General features: G+C 52.7%; 14 protein-coding genes. 9 read left to right on the forward strand and 5 right to left on the reverse strand.

Features of this window, described 5'->3' with window-relative positions; genetic code table 11:
• The first annotated feature begins 109 nt into the window (after nt 1-109).
• Nucleotides 110-520 carry a YidH family protein gene (locus SH527x_RS05820; protein ID WP_437193710.1) on the forward strand — a complete coding sequence of 137 codons (411 nt, stop codon included), beginning with the start codon at nt 110-112 and terminating at the stop codon, nt 518-520.
• Nucleotides 521-555: 35 nt separating this feature from the next.
• Here the strand turns inward: SH527x_RS05820 and SH527x_RS05825 are convergent, their stop codons facing one another.
• Complete coding sequence (locus tag SH527x_RS05825; RefSeq protein WP_437193711.1) at nt 556-1,269, reverse strand: RraA family protein; 714 nt, start codon at nt 1,267-1,269, stop codon at nt 556-558.
• Nucleotides 1,270-1,736: 467 nt separating this feature from the next.
• On the opposite strand from SH527x_RS05825, the gene SH527x_RS05830 reads away from it, so the two are divergent.
• The 5 genes from SH527x_RS05830 to SH527x_RS05850 all read left to right on the forward strand — a co-directional run bounded on the left by SH527x_RS05830 (nt 1,737) and on the right by SH527x_RS05850 (nt 9,477).
• Nucleotides 1,737-3,854 carry a terpene cyclase/mutase family protein gene (locus tag SH527x_RS05830; RefSeq protein WP_437193712.1) on the forward strand — a complete coding sequence of 706 codons (2,118 nt, stop codon included), beginning with the start codon at nt 1,737-1,739 and terminating at the stop codon, nt 3,852-3,854.
• Nucleotides 3,855-3,908: 54 nt separating this feature from the next.
• Complete coding sequence (locus SH527x_RS05835) at nt 3,909-4,949, forward strand: helix-turn-helix domain-containing protein (protein ID WP_437193713.1); 1,041 nt, start codon at nt 3,909-3,911, stop codon at nt 4,947-4,949.
• 484 nt (nt 4,950-5,433) lie between these two features.
• Nucleotides 5,434-7,119, forward strand: coding sequence for a response regulator (locus SH527x_RS05840; RefSeq protein WP_437193714.1), 1,686 nt, complete (start codon nt 5,434-5,436; stop codon nt 7,117-7,119).
• A 49-nt stretch (nt 7,120-7,168) separates the two neighbouring features.
• Complete coding sequence (locus SH527x_RS05845; protein ID WP_437193715.1) at nt 7,169-8,107, forward strand: hypothetical protein; 939 nt, start codon at nt 7,169-7,171, stop codon at nt 8,105-8,107.
• Nucleotides 8,108-8,643: 536 nt separating this feature from the next.
• On the forward strand, nt 8,644-9,477 hold the full coding sequence (locus SH527x_RS05850) for a hypothetical protein (protein WP_437193716.1): 834 nt from the start codon (nt 8,644-8,646) through the stop codon (nt 9,475-9,477).
• Nucleotides 9,478-9,527: 50 nt separating this feature from the next.
• Here SH527x_RS05850 and SH527x_RS05855 read toward each other — a convergent pair whose 3' ends face one another.
• From SH527x_RS05855 to SH527x_RS05870, 4 genes are all read right to left on the reverse strand, one after another.
• A complete protein-coding gene (locus SH527x_RS05855; RefSeq protein ID WP_437193717.1) occupies nt 9,528-10,364 on the reverse strand; it encodes a fumarylacetoacetate hydrolase family protein in 837 nt (278 codons plus the stop codon).
• A gap of 123 nt (nt 10,365-10,487) precedes the next feature.
• Nucleotides 10,488-11,681 (reverse strand): aldose 1-epimerase family protein, encoded by a 1,194-nt coding sequence (locus SH527x_RS05860; RefSeq protein WP_437193718.1) that lies wholly within the window; start codon nt 11,679-11,681, stop codon nt 10,488-10,490.
• A 98-nt stretch (nt 11,682-11,779) separates the two neighbouring features.
• Nucleotides 11,780-13,726: a cation acetate symporter gene (locus SH527x_RS05865; protein WP_437193719.1), complete on the reverse strand. Its 1,947-nt coding sequence runs from the start codon at nt 13,724-13,726 to the stop codon at nt 11,780-11,782.
• Nucleotides 13,726-13,956 carry a DUF485 domain-containing protein gene (locus SH527x_RS05870; protein WP_437193720.1) on the reverse strand — a complete coding sequence of 77 codons (231 nt, stop codon included), beginning with the start codon at nt 13,954-13,956 and terminating at the stop codon, nt 13,726-13,728. Before SH527x_RS05870 ends, SH527x_RS05865 begins: the two co-directional genes overlap by 1 nt.
• A gap of 340 nt (nt 13,957-14,296) precedes the next feature.
• Here SH527x_RS05870 and SH527x_RS05875 point away from each other — a divergent pair, with 340 nt between their 5' ends.
• The 3 genes from SH527x_RS05875 (at nt 14,297) to SH527x_RS05885 (ending at nt 18,138) form a co-directional block, all read left to right on the forward strand.
• Nucleotides 14,297-14,836 carry a CinA family protein gene (locus tag SH527x_RS05875; protein ID WP_437193721.1) on the forward strand — a complete coding sequence of 180 codons (540 nt, stop codon included), beginning with the start codon at nt 14,297-14,299 and terminating at the stop codon, nt 14,834-14,836.
• A gap of 113 nt (nt 14,837-14,949) precedes the next feature.
• Nucleotides 14,950-16,374, forward strand: coding sequence for a dihydrolipoyl dehydrogenase (gene lpdA, locus SH527x_RS05880; RefSeq protein WP_437193722.1), 1,425 nt, complete (start codon nt 14,950-14,952; stop codon nt 16,372-16,374).
• A gap of 231 nt (nt 16,375-16,605) precedes the next feature.
• On the forward strand, nt 16,606-18,138 hold the full coding sequence (locus tag SH527x_RS05885) for an ArnT family glycosyltransferase (protein ID WP_437193723.1): 1,533 nt from the start codon (nt 16,606-16,608) through the stop codon (nt 18,136-18,138).
• Nucleotide 18,139 lies beyond the last annotated feature (1 nt).

Raw genomic sequence — 18,139 nt, forward strand, 5'->3', positions numbered from 1 at the left:
AATCAGCGAGCGATCACTGGTTTTCATATGAATTCCAGTTCCCGGTTACAGAAGTTGGCAACAGTCACTCAGCAAGCGCGAAATCAAGCGGCTTAGGCAAGGTATTTAAATGGCATTTGATGAAGAGAAGGTCGTCAAGATGGCGGAAGATGAGAAATGCCACGATGGAGATCCCAGTATTTACTTTTCAGCCGAGAGAACTCTTCTCTCATGGTTAAGAACCGGCATCGGAATTATGGCGTTCGGCTTCGTCGTCGCCCGATTCGGGATGTTCCTCCAGATGCTCAAGCCCGGCAACGACGCCAAACATTCAACGCTTTTCGCAATGCTGATCGGAGCAACGCTCGTCCTCTCAGGTGCTGCAGCAATCCTTGCAGGAACATCACGCTTCAAGAGTTATTGCCGGACAATTCCTAAAGAGAACCTCCCAACAACGCACGCAACGTTCTTACCAGTTGCCGTCTCAATCGCAATCGGAGTCCTGGGCTTGCTGCTGACGATCCAGCTCATCCTTCAATAGTGGTATCAATTCGTGAGCGAACCGGGATCGAATCATCACTCTGTTCCTGTCAATCGCTGCGCGAGACTATGGATCTGGTGAATGCACTCTGCCTGTGCTTCTTTCAACCCTCTCGGTGTCACTGAACCAGAGCGGCAGTAGTCCAGCACAATCTGCTCAGCAACCATGAACTCCCGACAGGCATCCGGAATTTCGTCGGCGATATCAATGGGAACAGTGGTGACGCCGTTGCAGTCTCCGTGCAGAAGGATGCCTGGCTCGATAATGATTCCACCAACGCTGACAGGAACATTGATCTGCGGGATATGACAATACCCATGCGAGCAGATGGTTCCATTCGTGAAGACTGGGAAGTCGATCGCTTTGACCTGTTCCAGGTCGCGGCCCGCCCCTGAAGTAATCAGACCGGCAGCCCCAAACGATTTGTACATGGTACACATCACTTCACCGAAAGTGGCGGCGGCAACAGGATTGTCGAGATCCTGAAAGACGATGATGGGCGCACCTGGCAACTCTTCAAACATCTCGATCTGAGGAATCAAACCGGAATACGAGGTCCCCGCCGACGGAGGCGATGCACTGCGAAACGTCGAGGTCAAAGCATATCCCACCATCGGGGGAAGATGAGGAAAACCAGCCCGAATTGACCCGTTCATGTATCCCGACGTTCTTGGACGCACATCGAACAGCTCGATCACATTACAAACAGTCGGAGTGTCGTACTGCGCCAGCGCTGAAAGCAGAGACATGTTTGGACCTTAACTGATTGCTGAAAAGAGGGGGAACACGGTGTCACAATTGAGTCGATCGAGGTCACATCAACAGTGCCCAGTGCACGTTTCACCATACGGGACACGAACAGAGGCAAACCGGGCAGCGTGTGAGTGAAACTAGGTAAATTCCGTTACACAATCGCCTCCGCGAGCCCCCTTGTTGACGCGAAATGCACTTGCCCATTGGACCGGAATCCGGCTATGATCTCAACTCACAGGCGCTGCTGAAGTTACAGTCTTTCTCAACAAATGAAGGTCTGTCGTTCGGCGAGATGCGTTGACGGCCGTCAGCGAAATGTCTCGCTTGATCCGGTTTCAGACAACAGTGCTTCAGACCACAGAGAAGCTGACAGAGTGACGCCAGATCCGTGTCGCCAGCGTGTCAGTTCTCGCCGCTTATTTTCGAGCGAATGGATTCGGATCTGACGAGGAGGGAGCCTGAAATGAATTCAGGTCACATGCGGAATGGTGGTTTCGGTGTCGCAAATCGTATTCCTGCTGCGAGCACAGTAGACGCACCCTTCTCTGCCGAATCGGCAATGGGCCTGGCCCGTGATTGGCTTCTGAACCACCAGAACCCAGAGGGATATTGGCTCGGGGAACTTCAGGGAGACACCATCCTTGAGTCCGAATACATCCTGCTGCTGACATGGATGGAACGATCACACGAACCGATCGTTGAAGAATGTGCCCGTTATATTCGCGCACAGCAACTTCCCACTGGCGGCTGGGCTCAATTCCCTGGCGGTCCCGTCGAGATCAGTGGGTCGGTCAAAGCCTACTGGGCGTTGAAGATTGCCGGCGATGATCCAAACGCTGAGCACATGGTGCGTGCGTGTACCGCGATTCGAAACGCTGGCGGCGCTGAGTCCGTCAACAGCTTCACACGATTCTACCTCGCACTGCTGGGAATCATTGACTACCGAAAATGCCCGGCTGTCCCACCAGAGTTGATGCTGCTGCCGAACTGGTCGCCGATCAATATCTACGAGATGTCGTCATGGTCTCGTACGATCGTAGTCCCGTTAAGTCTGGTCTGGGCGTTTCAACCAAAGCGCAAACTTCCCGAACACCTGAAAATCGACGAACTGTTTCTGGCATCGCCAAAGCAGATGCCCATGATGATGCCGCCGTCCCAGCAACTGGACGCTCTGGAGAACAGAACCTGGGTCCCGTGGGACAAAATTTTTCAGGGAATCGATCTCGGCTGGAAGTTTCTCGAAGGGGTGCGATTCAAGCCATTTCGCGGACGCGCCATTCGCAGGGCAACCAAATGGATGACCGATCGCTTTGAGAAAAGCGACGGACTCGGGGCAATCTTCCCTCCGATCATCTGGAGCATCATTGCTCTCAGATGCCTCGGGCACGAAGAATCGTCTCCGATGGTTCAGGCTCAATTGCACGAGCTCGAAAAGCTGACGATCAGAGAAAATGGAACCGCTCGCCTTGAGCCATGTCGCTCCCCTGTCTGGGACACAGCGATTTCAGTCAACGCCCTGCGCGATGCTGGCGTTCCCGCCAATCACCCGAAATTGGCCAAGGCTGTGGACTGGCTGCTCTCGAAGGAAGTACGCGCTCCCGGCGACTGGACCGTGAATCACCCAGACGTTGAACCAGGCGGCTGGTACTTTGAATTCAACAATGAATTCTATCCAGACATCGATGACACCATCATGGTGAGTATGGCACTCGCCCGATGCTTGCCGAGCCACATTCGTTCGGACTGGACAGCTTCCCTGATGAGCAAACAGGGAATTCAACAACACGCAAACTTCGATGTCTCTGTTGTGATCGCCGGTCAAACCGACCATCCGGAACGAGTTGTTCTGGACATGGAACGGATGCAACCGATGATCAACGCATTGCGACGTGCCGTAAAATGGACTGCGGCAATGCAATGCCGCAACGGCGGTTGGGCGGCATTCGACGCAGACAACGATCGTGAGATCCTGACTCGCGTTCCGTTTGCCGATCACAACGCCATGATCGATCCTCCCACGGCAGACATAACGGCTCGTGTCCTCGAAATGTACGGCCGCCTTGGGATGACATCCCGAGAACCAGCGTTCGAGAAAGCTCTAAAATTCGTATGGGATAAGCAGGAAGTCGATAATTGCTGGTACGGTCGCTGGGGAGTGAATTACCTCTATGGAACCTGGCAGGTACTGGTAGGATTAACGGAGTTTGGCGTCTCTCCGGAAGATTCTCGACTACAGGCGGCTGCACGCTGGCTGAAAGAAAAGCAGCAGGCAGACGGAGGTTGGGGAGAAACGGCGGAATCGTACGACAACCCGACACTCCGCGGGACAGGACCGACAACAGCTTCACAAACGGCCTGGGCGATTCTTGGATTGATCGCTGCCAATGAAGGCGACTCCAAGGCGGTGCAGCGAGGAATTCAATACCTCGTACAGTCACAACGTTCCGATGGAACGTGGGACGAAGAGGAATTTACAGGGACCGGGTTTCCCCGAGTCTTCTATATGCGGTATCATCTCTATCGTCACTACTTTCCGCTGATGGCCTTGGGGCGCTATGTTGCCCTGCAGCAAAAGCGGTAATTCACAGCGTCTGGTCTGATTCAAACAACAAAGACCAAACAGAGTGGGTAACTTGTGAACGCTGTACTGCGTCAAGCTGATCCTCGCTCTTTTCTGGTTCTCCCAGAAAATCAGCTGTCTATTGCAGCAGTGAATCAGCTTGCCCCTGGAGTCAAGCGCCGCTGTGTTAATCTGGTCACCCTGATCGGGGAAGCCGGAACCGGAAAGTCACACCTCGCCAGAGAACTCGTCCGGAGCTGGGAAGGCGAGCGGACAGACAAGAAAGTCATCGTTGTCACAGCGTCTCAGTTTTCCGCACAGTTTGCGGAAGCTGCGACAATTGATTCGATTCCGCAGTTTCAAACACGGTATCGAAACGAGATCGCTCTGCTGGTATGTGAAGACATCCAGATGCTCGGGGCGAGAAAAGAAACACAGCAACAACTGCAGGCAACCATCGACGATGTCATTTCTCAAGGTGGACTCGTCCTCCTGACAAGTACGCAGATGCCCGGCGCCATTCGCGGCTTGAGTCGACGCCTGATGAACCGGATGCACGGTGGGCTCTGTGTGACAATCGAGATGCCCTCGGTCCCGAGTCGTCGCAAACTGATTGAACACATTCTGGCGGGTGAAGGCCACCATCTGTCGACAAAAGAGATCGATCAGATTGCTCAGGACTACCCAGTCTCGCCACGCGAACTGTCTGGCCTACTTGCTCAGTTACGAGCAGAAGAAAAGTTACTTTCTCCCGCCCAGCGTCCCCGTCGCTCAACGGTCAAGGCTCTGATTGAAGAACGCAATCGGGTTCCCTCCATCGATCTGGGAGGACTCTGCAAACTGACGGCAGTGCAATTCGGAGTGAAGTCGGCCGACCTGAAAGGTCCACGACGCTCGCAGACGATTTCACTTGCTCGTCAAACTGCGATGTACCTCGCCAGAGAACAACTCCAGATGAACTACGTGGAAATCGGGAAATATTTCAATCGAGGAAACCACAGCACCGTGATTCACGCCTGCCGAAAGATTGGCGAGCAACGGCAAACTGATCCGGACCTCGATCTTGCGATTCAATCAATTTGTGATGTGCTAACTCCCGCTGGAATCCGATCTTAGACAGCGGATTGAACTCGTTCTACATTGAAATCACCGCATCGACCTCGAACAAGGCAAGTTGCCCCCAGAAACCGACTTCGCCGGACCAAGTTCGTTTCTCCCCGATTCCGAGCCGACGTGCGCTCAGTGGCGGAACAGTGTTGTTCAGACCTGATTCACGCGGAACAAAAATCATTCGTGGAATGCGCCTCGCCTTTGTCGACGGACTGAATAGGTGAACTCGGCGGCAGAGACGAGCACGCCTCGGGCTGATGAAAGTCAGGGCAGATCAAGGCATCAACATGAACCGATACCACAATTGGTAGAGTTCGCCGGAATCTGGACGACTCGCGTCATGTTGGATACAACGCAAGCACGCTTAGGACTGTATAACGAAATAAGTTGTCACCGACTAAACACCGGTCTACTATTCAGAGTTCGCCTCAGTTATAAGTGCTGAGCGGTATTGGGCAATTTCTTGGGCTCGAGTGAAATGGGAGACGACGTGCCCGATCAAGTCGAAGTCCTGATTTTCGGTCTTGAACAGTCCACCCTCTCGCCGGTGGTCGCAGGGCTGAAAGAGCACTGCAAGCTGACTCCAGCCGAGTCGCTCGGCGACGCACTGGAACGCTTGAAGGGGGATTCTCCGCCAGGATATTGCCTGATTGGCAATCATGCAGGCGGTACAGGCCTCATTCTAGAAGCAACCGGACTTCTCGACAAATTTCCTGAAGCGGTCGTATTGCTGAACGAACGGGAAGAAGTTCTCTGGGCAAATACTCTGGCGACCGAGGTTCTTAAGCTGGAGAAGAGCCAGGAGAAGCTTCCTCGCCTGTTTGATGTCTGGCAAGGCGCCGAGATTATTGGAGCCAATTTCTGCCCGATTAACTCAGTCCTTGTCACAGGTCAGCAAGCGAGAACTCGGGTCCGCATTGACGATAAGACATTCTACGACGTGACCGTCAGCCCGGTCTGCAGCCGAATCGCCAATGGAGAGCAATTACTCCTGGCGACACTCCGCGACAATTCAGAAGACATTCTGCAGCAACAAAAGCTGAACGCGATCTACAAAGCTGGACTCGATCTCGGCGACTTGCAACCGGAAGAAGTGCTGGAGCTCTCCACTCACGATCGAATTGAGCTCCTGAAGTCAAAACTCCGCTATTACACGCAGGAGCTGCTGGAGTTTGAAACGGTTGAAGTTCGAATCATTGATCAGGAGACAATGACGCTTCGTCCTCTACTCGCCTTGGGGATGGACGAATCCGCCGAGCATCGCGAACTGAGAGTCAGTGCAGAAGGAAACGGCGTCACAGGTTATGTTGCTGCAACAGGTCGAAGCTACCTGTGCGAAAACACAGTCAACGATCCGCTCTATATTGTCGGCGCAACAGGTGCCCGAAGTTCTCTGACAGTTCCACTGATCCGGCACGATCTGGTCTTGGGAACATTCAATGTTGAGAGCTTCAAACCGGGGGCGTTCTCACAAACTGATCTCCAGTTTCTTGAACTCTTCTGCCGCGAAGTGGCTGTCGCCTTGAACACGCTTGACCTGCTGATGGCAGAGAAAGCCACGACAGTTGAAGAGAGCACAAAACGCGCTCTGTGCGAAGTTGCCGATCCGGTCGACGAGATCCTCAACGACACCACATGGCTCTATGAGAAGTATGGGAATCAGGACCCTCAGGTTCACGATCGTCTGAAAAGAGTGTTGCAACACACTCAGGACATCCGTGAATCGATTCGACAGGCCGGAAGCTCAATCAGCACGGAATCAGGAACCCCTCAGTTCCGCAAGTCGACTCATCCAAATCTCGCCGGGAAAAGAATCCTGGTCGTCGACAAAGAACGCGACATCAGGCACAGCGCTCACGAAATTTTGGAACGTTTCAACGTCGTTGTCGAAACGGCTCGTGATGGCGAGCAAGCCCTCCGCATGGCGCGAACTTTCCACTACGACGCGGTGATTTGCGACATCAAGCCGCCGGACATGAAGGGTTCGGAACTCTATCGGCAGTTGCGGGAAACTCACGAGAACACGCCAGTCATCCTGATGACTGGCTTTGGTTACGACGGGGAGCACACACTGGTCAGGGCGCGTCAAATGGGACTGAAGTGCGTCCTGTATAAGCCTTTCATCCTGAAGCAGCTGCTCAAAGCCATCGAAGACGCAGTAACTCCTCCCCAGTAAAACGGTCATCAGTCGAGGCCCTTTCCAGCAACAGCGATTCGAAACCTGAATGACAACGCCTCACTGTCCGCCATCGCTCCTTCCCTTTTCTGACTGGTCCGCCCAGCGACTTCAGTCTGGGAACGAGGCCTATCTGGCATTCGGCCAACCACAAGTCAACGACATGTTGTTGTCCGCCTTTCGAGTTGCAGAGCAGACATTCCTTTCAGATGGCGGACTCCCAAAGGTCATTGTTGTTCCGCTGGGCTTAACAGGGAACATCCTTTGGCATGGCGTCCCGATTCCTGCCGCAACGGTCGTCGCAGAGGTTCAACCAGAGGCGATTGCGTTTATCCGCACAGGAACGGCACTCACCGCGGGAACCAATGAGCTGTCTTCTTTATGGCAATATGCAGCGAGCTTGCCCCACACTGAGGTCCTTGTCACCGAGACACTCGCCGGACAGGTGACAATCAGCCAGACGGACGAACTGCTACCGCGATTGGCTCCCCAATCACGATCAGTGAAGCCTGCGATTTTGAAACGCATTGACCAGTTAGGCGGCACGGAGGTTTCAGGAGTCGCGTTCCGCTCTGGACTGATGCTGCTGCTGGACGATCTCGATGGAAGCCACGAACTCTCCCAAAGTGTCGAAGGGGTCGGGCATCTCCATCTCGGCGATTACTGGCATGCAATCATGCATCGTCGCGAGCCTGACTATTTCAACGCCAAATACTGGTTCCGCCGCATCGGACAGCACCCACTCTTTGATGAATTGGGGACACTGGCCAAAAACGTGTTGGGAAACACGCGCGATTCAGAAGCATCTGACTGGCAAAAAAAACTCACCAGTCGAGGATGGAATTCAACAGGTTTCGTCGAACTTTGCGAAGCTGTCGCAAGAGACGAACAGAGCCCTTTAGGGATCGCCGCAAGACAGATCCAGTTGCTGGAAATGCTGCTTCTCTTGCGATTCTGCTGGGCTCAGGTCAGCGACTCGACGAAATAGACGGGGCTGGTCTCCCATTTTGCCGTGCAGCAGCCTTCCGGATCGGGAAGAACCGCAACTCCGCTTAACGGGAGAAAGGCGGAACCCCGCGTGCCAGCGATGCTGCATGATTCCTGGAAATGCTCCAGCGACCGCCTGAAATGTCGTTTCAGATCAATAATTGACCTGATTCGCTTTGAGCTTTACATCGACAAGTCGCTGATTCTGCCGCTGCAGAATGTAATTCGCCTCAGACGCTTCCGTTCTGACGTTCCTATCTTGCTCCTGTCAGAGGACGCTGGATAGAGTCCCGGTCCCTTCAGAAATTCATTTTCAGGATTGCGTCCATTCCATTCCGAGCAATCTCCAAGTTGCTCAGTGCGGTTCCGCCGGATTTCCGGACTCAACCTGAAAATGCCTGACAGACATCGTTCTTTGTCCTTGATTGCCTGCGATTTTCACTCAGGGTCACCTGAATCAGAGTTCTCGCGGCGCAGCACAACGGACGAAGAAACGTAATTGATGTGTTGGTTTCCACGACTCACGGAGTATCGACCGTGTCCAAGTATTTTCTGACATCCTGTGTTGTATCGTTGGCCTGCTTCGTCATTTCGACGACGCCTGTGACCGCTCAAGATATGCGGGTCTACACCACAGTCAGTAATCAATCACGGACTGACGCTGCCTCAAAAGCCGTGTCACATAGTTTGACACTCTTCCATGCCGGTAAGGTTTATGACTACATGGAAGAAGCTGGCGAAGTCGTCATCTACGAGCCAGTACACCATCGCTTTGTGATTCTTGGCAAGAACTACACCGCAACCGAGGTTCCCTTCACCGAAGTGAACCACGCAATGGAATCGACAAAGACCGAAGCGCTCAAGATCATCGAGCAAATGCGTCAGAAGAGCGGCAATCAACCAAATCAGCTCGCAGACATTGTACAGTTCCAGATCGATCCTAAATTCGAGTCGATTCTTGATCCAAACAAGAAACGCTTCGACATGAAGGCCAACGCCCTGAGCTACTCAGTGAAGACCGCTCAGGTTGAATCGCCACAGTTCGTGCGTCTCTATCTGGACTATGCCGACTGGGCGGCTCGCCTCAACTTCATGCTCCGCCCGAATGCAACGTTTCCACAGGCTCGGCTGCAGCTGAACGAAGCTCTCCGAAAAGAAGAGTTGATGCCCACTCAGGTCGACCTGCAATTGAAGCAGGCTCAGAGTGGAGAAACGATCCGGCTGCGTGCAGAACATCAATTCAGTTGGGAATTCCAATCTGTTGATCGTCGTCATATCAGCCACTGGGAACGCCAGTTGCGATCAAACGAAATTCGCTGGGTGACATTTCAGGAATACCAGCAACAGCTCTTTGTAAGTCGCTCCAAGTAGACAAATTCAGACCGGAGTTTCGCGTAAATTAATGCGGAGCTCCGTTTTTTTTATGCGCCGATGGGGCGATCAAACGATTTCGAAGTCTGTTCTTCAACGATCGGGTTGCTCAGGGTGCCAATCTTTTCTATTTCGATTGAGACCACCCCACCTGGCTGCAAATAAACCGGCGGCTTTCTTGCTCCCCCGACTCCATGCGGAGTTCCCGTCAGGATAACGGTGCCTGGCAACAGCTTGGTGCTCCCGCTGAGAAACTCAATCAATTCCGGCACCGAGAAAATCATGTCATTGGTGTTCCAGTCCTGCATCGTTTCCCCGTTCAGTACGGTTTTGATCTGCAGGGAATTTGGATCAGGAATCTCATCCGGCGTGACAAGACAGGGGCCCAAAGGACAAAACGTCGCAAAGGTTTTTCCGCGACACCACTGACTCCCGCCCCACTTGAGTTGCCAGTCTCGTGCGCTGACGTCATTGGCGCAGGTGTAGCCCAACACGTAAGACAAGGCATCCGCTTTCGAGACGTTGTAACACTCTTTACCGATGACAACGGCCAGTTCGCATTCGTAATCGACCGCTTTACTGTGCAAGACACGCGGGAGAATGATGGGATCGTTTGGATTCTGGACCGATCCTGTGTTCTTCATGAACACGACGGGAAACTCCGGAACCGGTTGCTTACCTTCTTCTGCATGCTTCCGATAATTCAGACCAATGCAGAAAATATCGCGGGGCTCGATCGGCGCCAGCAACTTCGCAACCGAAGCTTCTTCGCCTGTCTCTGTGAATTGATCGAAGATGCTTCCTTGAATACGCGTGATCCGGGAGTCGTCATGCTGGCGGCCCCAATGAATAGCGCCCGCAGTGTCCTGATATCGTACGATCTTCATGGTGTCACTTCGGATTCAAGATGTCAGTTCAGATTCGATCTCGCGCTTTGAATCGTCGAGCGGGATTGAGTTTCTCCCCGATCGGGCAGGCTGCTGCGTGGCCAGATGAGAGACCGAACCGGTCTAATCAATTGGACAGAATGGCGTCACCGGAGTCAGATACCGCTTCGGAGCACAGCCGCCTTGAAGTTGCTTGATTGCAGATGAGACGGATTGCACCGATTCACCAGAATCATGAATCCCGATCGCGATCTCAGTTGTGTACGTGTCACCTGCTTCCAGATTCACAATGCGACCATGATGACGTTCGAATGCCTTGAAGTTCGGATAGTTAATCGCCGGTTCAAGACCTGCGACGTACCCACCGCGTTCATCCTGTGTGCATTTCCAGAACGCGAAACACGGTAATTGCTTCGTCGAGAACTTCAGACTGACACCACGATCACCGGTTTGATTTCGTAACAGTGTTTGAGTCGTGCCGGATTCATCGCCGAGAAGATTGCAATAGTAAACCTGCTCTGCAAAACCGGGAGTGGGCCCGAGACAGGAATCGTAAGATTGAATTCCAACTGCCGCCTGGGAATCTCGTGGAATGATCTTATCTGCGGCACATTCGAAGACAGAGCCTTCATTAAGAAACGGTTTGCCAACGTTTGTGTGATAGAGCAGCGAAAGCTCAGTGCTGTCACTTCCCAGATTGGTGATTTCATCACGGACCGTAAAGGTTGAGCTTCCAACCTTGGTCACGATGGTCGACTTCATTCGCAATTGTGGGCCGAACAACGTGCATTCGTCGACCAGTCCACTTATGCCAATCTCACCAGTTTCGACATCAGCAAACAGTTCGATGTCGTACGCAGGAATGTTGGAAATCCGCCCATGCAGCGTGATCTCCGATTCAATCGGACTGCGAGCCCCTTCGTCGTGTCCTGGTGGACCGTTGAACGCAAGACCGCATCGGCAAAGCAACTCGTTGAAACCGTCGAGCCACCCTAATCCATTTCGACTTTGAAGATTCACAAATCGCGGATGCACCGGGTTTCGAATCGGCGAATTCCAGCCGAGTTGCAGATCGTTGAACTGAGCATTCCAAATGCCCATCCCCCGAGTCGGAAGGACGTACACGGAAAGTGGACCATTGCAAATCTCAATGACTTCGACACCGGCCGAAAGACCCGTCCAGAAACTCCCAAGGCTGATTGACCAGTCATCACGGCCACCAACTGGCGGGTGCTGCTGACCATCAAGCAAAACGTCCATATCCGGCAGGCGACGTTCGTCGAGTGCAGCATCAAGTTGAATTCGAGTCGTCGCCATGAATCGTGAATTTCTTTACAAGAACGATACTGCGAGTTGGATACGTTGCCCTCAGTGTATCGCCGTCAATTCCGGGATGCACGCTGACGAATTGATTCTCAACTTTCGATGTGTCGATTTTTGGTCATCAGCGAAACCACAACAAGCGTTAAAAAGCCGAGTGGAATTGTCACGATTCCCGGTTGGCTGAATGGGACGAGTGCATTTGCAGGATCGAGTCCGTAAACGCTCTTGAACGTATCTGCGCTCAGCAGAATCCATCCGAGTGACGAGGTCATCCCGACGACAACTGCCGAGATGACTCCTTCTTTGGTCGTCCCCTTCCAGAACAACATCATCACCAGCGCCGGCAGGTTTGCCGATGCCGCGACACTGAAAGCCCAGCCGACCAGATAGGCCACGTTCAACTTCTCAAACACAATCCCCAGGACGATCGCCAGTGCTCCGACGATGACCGACGCAAACTTGGCAATCCGGACCTGTTCGAAGTCATTCAATTTGAACCCGCAAACGGTCGTCAGCAGATCGTGTGTGATCGCCCCGCTGGATGCGAGGATCAGCCCACTCACGGTTCCCAAAACTGTCGTGAATGCAATTGCCGAGATAATGGCAAACAAACCCTCATTCATGCTCTTGGCAAGCAGTGGAGCCGCCATATTCGAATCGGAGACATCCAGCGCTCCACTGACCATTGCTCCAAGGCCGAGGTACAGGGTCAGGACATAGAAGAACCCAATCGCCGCGATTCCCACAATGGTGCTCTTTCGGGCACTGACTTCATCCTTCACTGTGTAATATCGAATCAGGATGTGTGGGAGAGACGCTGTTCCGCAGAACAAAGCCAGCATCAACGAAACGAAGTTGATTCGGTCCGTGATATTGTTGCTGTGAATCCCTTTGAAGGTGGGATGGTTTCCCGGCAGCAGCAGTTTTGCCCCTGAGGTCGGTTGCTGATAGTAGATCGTCGTCTCACTGCCATCCGATTCTTTGACAGTCTGAGCTTTCCAGCTAATGATCTCGGCTCCGTGCAGTTCTTGCAGATAAGTCAGCGGATTGAGGGGCCCTGTTTCGGTCTTTCCACCAGCCAGTTTGCTGATATACCCAACCGGATGGAGTTCAGGTTCGCCTCGCTTCTTCCCTTTCGGAAGTCCATTGACGAACAGCCTTCCATCCAGATGCCTGGACATGGTCTGCGTCTCACGCAAGGTCACTTGCCCGTCGGCTTCCCGTTCAATTCTCCAGGTAATGATCGCTCCGCTGCTCACATCTTTCGTGCGGTAGAAATCGAGGTCATTCCAGCTCGTTTCCAACGGCACCATTTCCATCGATGGAAGTGCGGATTCAATCCATGCTGCCTGGCCTAACTTCTCTTCAGCAACAGGTCCAACAGAGCGGAAAACGTGTCCGTCGATTCCGCCTTCTTTGACCTGAAATCCCTTATCCAAAATCATCACAGTCAAAATAAAGGAGAACAGAACCAGAAGTCCCCCTTTGATGAACTGAACGTAGGTGGTCGAAACCATCCCTGCAGAGACAACAATCACGATCACTGTTGTTCCGACCAGCGCAACTCCCTGCCAGTGGCTTAATCCGAGCAATGGTTGAACGAGCGCCCCTGCTCCGACCATTTGTGGGATCAGATAAAAGACACTGACAGCAAGCGTACTGATCCCGACCGCCAGCTTGATTCCGCGAGACTGAAATCTGGAATCCAGTGCATCTGCGAAAGTGAACTTTCCAAGACGCTTCATCGGTTCGGCGACGACAAACAGGGCAACGATCCACCCTGCCAGATAGCCAATCGAATACAGAAAGCCGTCATATCCATAGAAGGCAATCATCCCGCAAATGCCGAGGAATGATGCCGCAGAAAGATAATCCCCGGCGAACGCGATTCCGTTAATGAACCAGGGAATCTGACCATGGGCCGCAAAGAACCCCTGAGTCGATTTGGCTCGTCCCCCGAGATAAAAACTCAACCCCATTGTCACTGCGACAAACGCAAGGAAGACAACAACTGCAATCCAGCTTGGTTCGTAAATCACTATCGATCCCCCTGACGATCACTGCAGATGTAGCACAAGGCACCATAGATCAGCGACATCACCAGCGCGACGATGATCAGGGCGAAACCATAGATGATGGCCAGATTCACATTGGGCACTGGAGTTTGTGCCATGGTTTCTGGAGAGAATGCATTCAGGCCGACATACACGGCATAGAACGTCGTGTATATGAAAAACAGGATAATCCCGATTTTTGCGTTTTTAGACATCGTTATTGATCCAGTCAGTACTCGAAACAGGGATAAGTCGACGGCGCTGATCTCATCAGGTCGACCTCCACTCACTGATCAATGATGTTCTTCGAAACAGACAGTCGCGACACATCGGTGAATGAGCATCACCAGATCATTTGCGATGTTGATTTCGATTTATGAACAGCATTTCACAATGCCCAATCCCGGCATGAAGATAACCGTATCTCCAAGCGACAACAAGGAATGCAGATGTGTCGTTTTGTTTCTACGATTCGCACTTCACCAGATCTGTTAGAATATTCCGGTCAGGCAAATCCCAAGCCCTTCCCCCACTAGCCCCATCGAGATCACTCTGATGCCAATGCTTGAGTTGAACCAACGACTTTCCGCTCTGGCCATCGACGTAAAACAGCAGCTGACATTGCGGCAGCGTCGTCTGGTGCTGGCCGAAAGCTGCACCTGCGGATTAATCGCTTCCACCCTCGGATCGGTCCCCGGAATCTCGGATGTCTTTTGTGGGTCAGCGGTTACATACCGTAACGAGACCAAAGCAAGCTGGTTGAACGTCTCGCGAGATGCATTAGACGACCCGAATATCGGTGCGGTGAGCGAGATCGTTGCCGAACAAATGGCTCAGGGAGGAATCAATGCCACTCCAGAAGCCGATCTGGCAGCCAGTGTCACAGGGCATCTCGGGCCTGGGGCTCCGCCATCTTTTGACGGCGTGATCTTTATCGGGATCGCATCTCGTGGACAACCTTCGGTCACAGTCCTAAAGCGAACAGTCTCCGCTGAAGCTCCTCAAGAGGTCATACTCCGGGAATTCCGTCGTCGGGAAGCGGTAGCTTTTGTGCTGGAAGCCATTCTCGACGAACTGGAAAGATTCCCCAATTGAGATTCTGCTCCTGACTGAGAGATGTCCGGTTAAATATGTGCCTGACACGACTTTGCGCCAGCCAATATTTCGCCTAATGTTTGCGTCTCAGATTTAATGTTGCAGGAGCGATCATGGCAAACGAAACATTGCATGCGGATGTTGTAGTTTTGGGGGCGGGCCCGGGCGGATATCCGGCAGCCTTTGAAGCAGCTGATCATGGGAAAAACGTGATCCTGGTGGATCAGGATGCACAGCCAGGCGGGGTTTGCCTGAACCGAGGGTGTATTCCATCGAAAGCGCTGCTTCACGTTTCAAAATTGATCCACGAAGCAAAGCACGCAAAAGACTGGGGTCTCACATTCTCTGAGCCCAAGATTGACCTCGATAAGGTTCGCGAATTCAAGAACTCGGTCATCAACAAAATGACCGGGGGAATCCGCCAGCTGAGCACTGCTCGCAAGGTGAAGCTCGTTCAGGCTCGTGGAACATTTGAAAGTTCCAATTCCCTGAAGTTGACTTACCCGGACGGTTCAACCGGTCAACTGACTTTTGATCACTGCGTTGTTGCAGTTGGCTCACGCCCAGCCGTCCCCAAGATGTTCGATCTGGGCGACGAACGAGTCATGGATTCGACCGGCGCTCTGGCTCTCAAAGATATTCCTGAAACACTGCTGATCGTCGGCGGCGGAATCATCGGGCTGGAACTCGGATCAGTCTATGCCGCACTCGGTTCTAAGGTGACCGTTGTGGAAATGCTGCCAGATATCATTCCCGGCACCGACCGCGATCTGGTTGCTCCGTTGAAGAAGCGATTGCTGCAAGACTTCGTTGCAATTCACACCAACACAAAAGTGAATTCTCTGAAAGCAACCGACGCTGGCATCGTTGCTGAACTCGAAGGGGAAGGTGTCACTTCTCCGCAAACATTCAGCCGTGTTCTCATCTCGATCGGTCGCGTTCCAAACGGAGCCAACATCGGGTTGGAGAATACGAAAGCCAAAGTCACTGATCGCGGCTTCATTGAAGTCGACCGGAACATGCGAACCGCCGACCCAAAGATCTTCGCCATTGGCGACGTCGTCGGGAACCCGATGCTCGCTCATAAGGCGACTCGCGAAGGGAAAGTTGCCGTCGGAACCATCCTCGGCGAACCCGTTGAGTTCGATAACATCGCCATCCCGAGTGTGATCTACACCGATCCTGAAGTGGCATGGTGCGGCTTGACAGAAACCGCTGCCAAAGAACGCGGACAGGAAGTCATCGTCACAAAATTCCCGTGGGCTGCTTCCGGACGTGCTCAGGCTATTGGTCGCCCAGAAGGATTGACGAAGTTGATCGTCGATCCACAAACCGAACGAATTCTCGGCATGGGGATCGTTGGCGTGGGCGCTGGGGAACTGATCTCGGAAGGGGTGTTTGCTGTGGAGACCGCAGCAGTTGCCCGTGATCTGGCAGAGTCGATTCACCCTCATCCAACCATCGCGGAAACGATCATGGAATCCGCAGAGTCCGTGTTTGCTCAGGCAACACACCGATATCTGCCAAAGAAGAAGTAATGCCGTCAGACAATTGTCATGCGGAAATCGAATCCCTCAGTCGCTATCGGCTGGGGGATTTTTTTATTGATCGCGAAAGGCAACAGCTTTGGACATGACAATATCGACTGTAACTTTACATAATCAACAGATATTAAATTCAGAGTCATTTTGAGGTAATGTTGTAGCCGCTATTCATCCGAGCCATTTCAGTTCTATGCGCGTTCCATTCTTTGCATCAGGATTGGATTCATGGGGGAAAACTCAGAGAGTAAAAGCAAGGTCAACTGGTGGAAGTTCGGATTCCCCGCCATCGTTCTTCTGTTTCTCCTGATGCGGCTTCCGGCGATGGCTCTCCAGCCTGGAGGAGAAGATGAAGACTGCTATGCGGTCGCTGGCCTGACGATTCTTAATACAGGACTGCCACAGCTCCCACACGTCCCGACTAGAGATCTCAAGAGCGTATATTATCGCGCGGATCACGTTCTCTATGCAGAGCCCCCGTTGTCATTCTACCTTCAAGCGGTGTGCTATTCGCTTCTGCCTGATGTCTATGGAACAGCACGTCTGGCATCAGCGATTGCTGGAATCGTATTGCTATGGGGTGTCTGGAAACTGACAATAGAAGTGACCGGGAGTGAGATCGCTGCATTCTGGGCGGCAGGGCTTCTGTCACTCTCTCGCTGGTTTTACTTCCCTGCGACGCGAGCTCGTCCTGACATTTTTTGCGCGATGTTTGGTGTGCTCGCCATCTGGCTGTTGTTTCGCTGGTGCAACACGCGAGCTCGCTCCAATTTAATCTGGTGTGGAATTGCTCTGGGTTGCGGCGGTCTCTGTCATCCGTTTGCGATTCTGTATGCCGTTCAGATTGGGATTTGCCTGATGATTTTTGAACAGCGTTGGAAGCGACTTTCAACTCCGGCCACTGTCGCTGCGATTGCCATCGTTGTGTTCTCAGCCTGGATTCCGCTGATTCTCATCGACGTGGAGACCTTTCAGATCCAGTTTCAAAACCAGTTCTTCACTGGAGTGAACAGTTCAACTGCCCACCTCCCTAATTCACACTGGAATTCGCTTGGCTATCACGGGGAATATCTGTGGAAGCACATTGGCATCTGGCAATGTCTGATCGCTAGTCTTCCAGTCATCGTTGCGACTGTGTTTTCACTGATTCATCGAAATCAGCCATTACTCACGGTCAGCTTACTGGCAATTTCGTCGCATCTGGGGCTCTGTTTCCTGATCGGGACACACCACTACACACCCGGTTACTGGGCTTACGTCGCGAGCCTTTGCTTTGTGACAACCGGATGGATGATTTCTAAAACAACAGAACGAATCGCTAACGCATTTCGATCCCAAAGCGGCCTGCGGATTGCCACCTGCTGGTCAGCAGCCATCGCACTGTTGATGACAATGATTCCCGGAAGTGGCGTTCAAGCGACAGTCGTTCATCTCCGAAACTGGAACGATCCAGAATACAACGCGCCATTGTTCGCGCAGAAGCTCATTGAATCTGTTCCTGAAGACGCAACATCGATCGTCGATGCACAGTTTGCTCTCGACTTCATCGCTGCGAAAAGAAAGACGATCTTCGCTACGAGGATTCCCTTCTACCACAACGCAGCGGCGTACGATTTCGACTATGTCGTCGCCAGCAGGTATCTCGTCTCTCAAGGAGAGACATTTGACACAGAACTCGTTGTCAGAGTTGGAAAGCCAGACGATCCATTTGCTTGTTATGCCGAGATCCGAAAACGCCGTACAAGCGTGCGTCTTCCCTGAC

It is taken from the genome of Planctomicrobium limosum (assembly GCF_051465645.1).
In the GTDB taxonomy this organism is placed as follows: domain Bacteria; phylum Planctomycetota; class Planctomycetia; order Planctomycetales; family Planctomycetaceae; genus Planctomicrobium.

Bases quoted from the DNA above. Each gene is read 5' to 3' on its own strand.
- SH527x_RS05855 (WP_437193717.1), bottom strand. From the start codon at position 10,364: ATGAAGATCGTACGATATCAGGACACTGCGGGCGCTATTCATTGGGGC.
- lpdA (WP_437193722.1), top strand. From the start codon at position 14,950: ATGGCAAACGAAACATTGCATGCGGATGTTGTAGTTTTGGGGGCGGGC.
- SH527x_RS05830 (WP_437193712.1), top strand. From the start codon at position 1,737: ATGAATTCAGGTCACATGCGGAATGGTGGTTTCGGTGTCGCAAATCGT.
- SH527x_RS05820 (WP_437193710.1), top strand. From the start codon at position 110: ATGGCATTTGATGAAGAGAAGGTCGTCAAGATGGCGGAAGATGAGAAA.
- SH527x_RS05875 (WP_437193721.1), top strand. From the start codon at position 14,297: ATGCCAATGCTTGAGTTGAACCAACGACTTTCCGCTCTGGCCATCGAC.
- SH527x_RS05845 (WP_437193715.1), top strand. From the start codon at position 7,169: ATGACAACGCCTCACTGTCCGCCATCGCTCCTTCCCTTTTCTGACTGG.
- SH527x_RS05825 (WP_437193711.1), bottom strand. From the start codon at position 1,269: ATGTCTCTGCTTTCAGCGCTGGCGCAGTACGACACTCCGACTGTTTGT.
- SH527x_RS05860 (WP_437193718.1), bottom strand. From the start codon at position 11,681: ATGGCGACGACTCGAATTCAACTTGATGCTGCACTCGACGAACGTCGC.
- SH527x_RS05870 (WP_437193720.1), bottom strand. From the start codon at position 13,956: ATGTCTAAAAACGCAAAAATCGGGATTATCCTGTTTTTCATATACACG.
- SH527x_RS05885 (WP_437193723.1), top strand. From the start codon at position 16,606: ATGGGGGAAAACTCAGAGAGTAAAAGCAAGGTCAACTGGTGGAAGTTC.